Here is a 3082-nt window from a genome sequence, read left to right on the forward strand (position 1 = left end):
GCACACCGACGAGAGCCGCAACCCTGACGTGCAGGGTTGCGGCTCTCGTCGGTGTGCTCGCTGTGCGCGAGCGGCGCGTCAACTCACAGCTTGGTACTCGGCGTCAGCCCGAGGCTGCGTCCGGCGAGGCCGCGAGCGCGCGTGCCGAGGCCCTTGGCGATGCCGCGCAGGGCGACGGCGGCGGGCGCGTCGGGGTGGCCGACGACGACGGGGATGCCGTGGTCGGCGCCCTCACGCAGGGTCGTGTCGAGCGGGATCTGGCCGAGCAGCTCGACGGGCGCGCCGATTGACTGCGTCAGCGATTCGGCGACGGTGGCGCCGCCGCCCGCGCCGAAGATCTCCTGGCGCGTGCCGTCGGGCAGCTCGAGCCACGACATGTTCTCGATGACGCCGGCGACGCGCTGCTTCGTCTGCAGGGCGATCGCACCGGCGCGCTCGGCGACCTCGGCGGCGGCCTGCTGCGGCGTCGTCACGACGAGGATCTCGGCGGTCGGGATGAGCTGCGCGACGGAGATCGCGATGTCGCCTGTGCCGGGCGGCAGGTCGAGCAGGAGGACGTCGAGGTCGCCCCAGAACACGTCGGCGAGGAACTGCTGGAGCGCGCGGTGCAGCATCGGGCCGCGCCACACGACGGGCTGGTTGCCGGGCACGAACATGCCGATCGAGATGACCTTCACGTCGTGCGCCTCGGGCGGCAGGATCATGTCGTCGACCTGCGTCGGGCGGTGCGCGACGCCGAGCATGCGGGGCACGGAGAAACCGTAGATGTCGGCGTCGACGACGCCGACCTTGAGGCCCTGCTCGGCGAGCGCGGCGGCGAGGTTCGTCGTCACTGACGACTTGCCGACGCCGCCCTTGCCGGACGCGACGGCGTACACGCGCGTCATCGAACCGGGCTTGGCGAACGGGATCTCACGTTCGGGGGAGGAGCCCTTGAGCTGCTCGCGCAGGTTCTTGCGCTGCTCATCGTTCATCACGCCGAGGTTCACCTGGACGCCCGTGACACCGTCGACGGCCATCACGGCCTTCGTCGTGTCCTCCGTCAGCTTCGCCTTGAGCGGGCAGCCCGCGATCGTCAGGAGGATGGTGACGGCGACGTGGCCGGACTCGGAGACATCGACCGACTCGACCATGCCGAGTTCGGTGATGGGCTTGTGGATCTCCGGATCCTCCACGGTCGCCAGGGCAGCGCCGATGGCGTCGAGAGTGGGGGTGGTCATGCCCTCCATCGTACGGCGTGGTAGTGAGTGGCCTGAGTCACGTCCACCTGGGCCCTCGCGCCCTCATGCCTCCGGGCGCGCGTCCTTCTTGGCCTGCTTCTTCGCGGCCTTTTTCTCCTGCTTCGACGAGCCGGCATCGTCGTCCTCGGCATCGGGCATGGCGAGCATGCCGCGCTCCTCCATCTCCTCGAGCAGCGAACGCAGCTCGGAGCGCACGAAGTCACGCGTCGCCGTCTCACGCATCGCGAGGCGCAGCGAGGCGACCTCTCGGGTGAGGAACTCGGTGTCGGCGAGGTTGCGCTCGTCGCGCGAGCGATCCTGTTCGATGGCGACGCGGTCGCGATCGTCCTGACGGTTCTGCGCGAGCAGGATGAGCGGCGCCGCGTACGAGGCCTGCAGCGACAGCAGGAGCGTGAGGAAGACGAACGGGTACTCGTCGAACTTCAGTGGCGTCATGTTGACCACCACGTAGATGATGATGAAGCCCGACATCAGGATGAGGAAGTTCGCCGTACCCATGTAGCGCGCGAACTTCTCGCTCGCGACGCCGAAGCCCTCGGAGTCGAGGTCGATGCGTGGCAGCACGCGCGCCCGCTTCTCCTGCGGCTGATCGAGGCGGCCGGCGGCGTCGCGTTCGTCGCGTGAGTCCCGACGCGCCTCCTTCAATGCCTCCTTGCGACGCGATTCCTCCCGGGATTCCTTGGCGTCGCGACGCTCGTCCCGCTTCTCGTCACGCCCGCGCTCACGGCGCGAACCCACTTCGCGGCTCACTGCGTCACCCCCGGAAAGGTCTTGTCCTGGCGGAAGTCATGGCGCTCCTCGCGCCAGTCCTCGGGAAGGATGTGGTCGAGCACGTCATCGACGGTGACCGCGCCGAGCAGGCGCCCGTCGTCGTCGACGACCGGCAGCGACACGAGGTTGTACTGCGCGAGGGTGCGCGTCACCTCGCCGAGCGGCGCGTCGACGTTGACCGGGTCGACGGTCGAGTCGACGACGTTGCCGAGCGACGTGTGCGGCGGTTCGCGCAGCAGCCGCTGCGTGTGCACCATGCCGAGGAAGCGCCCCGTCGGCACCTCGAGCGGCGGGCGCACGACGAACACGGCCGACGCGAGCGCCGGCGCGACCTCTTCACGGCGCACGACAGCGAGGGCCTCGGCGATCGTCGCCTCCGGGCCCAGGATGGCCGGTTCGGTGGTCATGAGACCACCCGCGGTGTTCTCGTCGTACGTGAGCAGCCGGCGCAGGGGAGCGGCATCGGCCGGCTCCATGCGCTGCAGCAGATCCTCGGCCGTCTCGGGCGGCAGATCACCGAGCAGGTCGGCGGCGTCGTCGGGCTCCATCGCCTCGAGGACGTCGGCCGCGCGCTCGGTGTCGAGGGCGGCGATGATCTCGACCTGGTCGTCCTCGGGCAACTCTTCGAGTAGATCGGCGAGCGTGCCGTCGTCGAGGGCGCGCGCCACCTCGGCGCGACGCTTCGGCGTCAGGTCGTGGATGACCTCGGCAAGATCCTCGACACGCAGGTCGTCGTACGTCTCGAGCAGCCGCTCAGCCGACTGCTCGGTGTGCTGCCGGTTGAGGCCGTAGACATCGCGGATGTCGTGCAGGCTGGTCGATCCGGTGCGCCGACGCGTCAGACGGTGCATGGCGCGCGAGGCGCCCGACGACTGATCCTGCGCGCGGACGAACACCTTCGTCATGTCCCAGTCGCGACGCTGGTTCTGCTCCATCGCCATGTCCTCGACGGTGCCGGTGAACGTCTCGCCGTCCGGCTCGCGGACCGTCACCTGGCGGTCGAAGAGTTCGGCGCACACGAGCGTCTCGTTGTGACGCTGCTCGAAGCGGCGCATGTTGACCAGGCCCGT

Annotated in this window: 3 protein-coding genes; all 3 read right to left on the reverse strand. The window is 69.5% G+C overall.

The annotated features are described in order from the left end of the window. Window positions 1-83: 83 nt before the first annotated feature. Window positions 84-1220, reverse strand: coding sequence for an Mrp/NBP35 family ATP-binding protein (locus B2284_RS13980; RefSeq protein WP_006947406.1), 1137 nt, complete (start codon window positions 1218-1220; stop codon window positions 84-86). A gap of 63 nt (window positions 1221-1283) precedes the next feature. Continuing rightward, entirely contained in the window at window positions 1284-1991 is a 708-nt protein-coding gene (locus B2284_RS13985; RefSeq protein ID WP_404360756.1) for a DUF1003 domain-containing protein, read from the reverse strand. Further along, window positions 1988-3082 (reverse strand): magnesium transporter MgtE N-terminal domain-containing protein (locus B2284_RS13990; protein ID WP_286697668.1); only part of this gene is annotated, 1095 nt, incomplete at its 5' end. The genes B2284_RS13990 and B2284_RS13985, both read right to left, overlap by 4 nt.

This window comes from Dermacoccus sp. UBA1591, assembly GCF_002322065.1.
Taxonomy (GTDB): Bacteria; Actinomycetota; Actinomycetes; order Actinomycetales; family Dermatophilaceae; genus Dermacoccus; species Dermacoccus nishinomiyaensis.

Bases quoted from the DNA above. Each gene is read 5' to 3' on its own strand.
- B2284_RS13980 (WP_006947406.1), bottom strand. From the start codon at position 1,220: ATGACCACCCCCACTCTCGACGCCATCGGCGCTGCCCTGGCGACCGTG.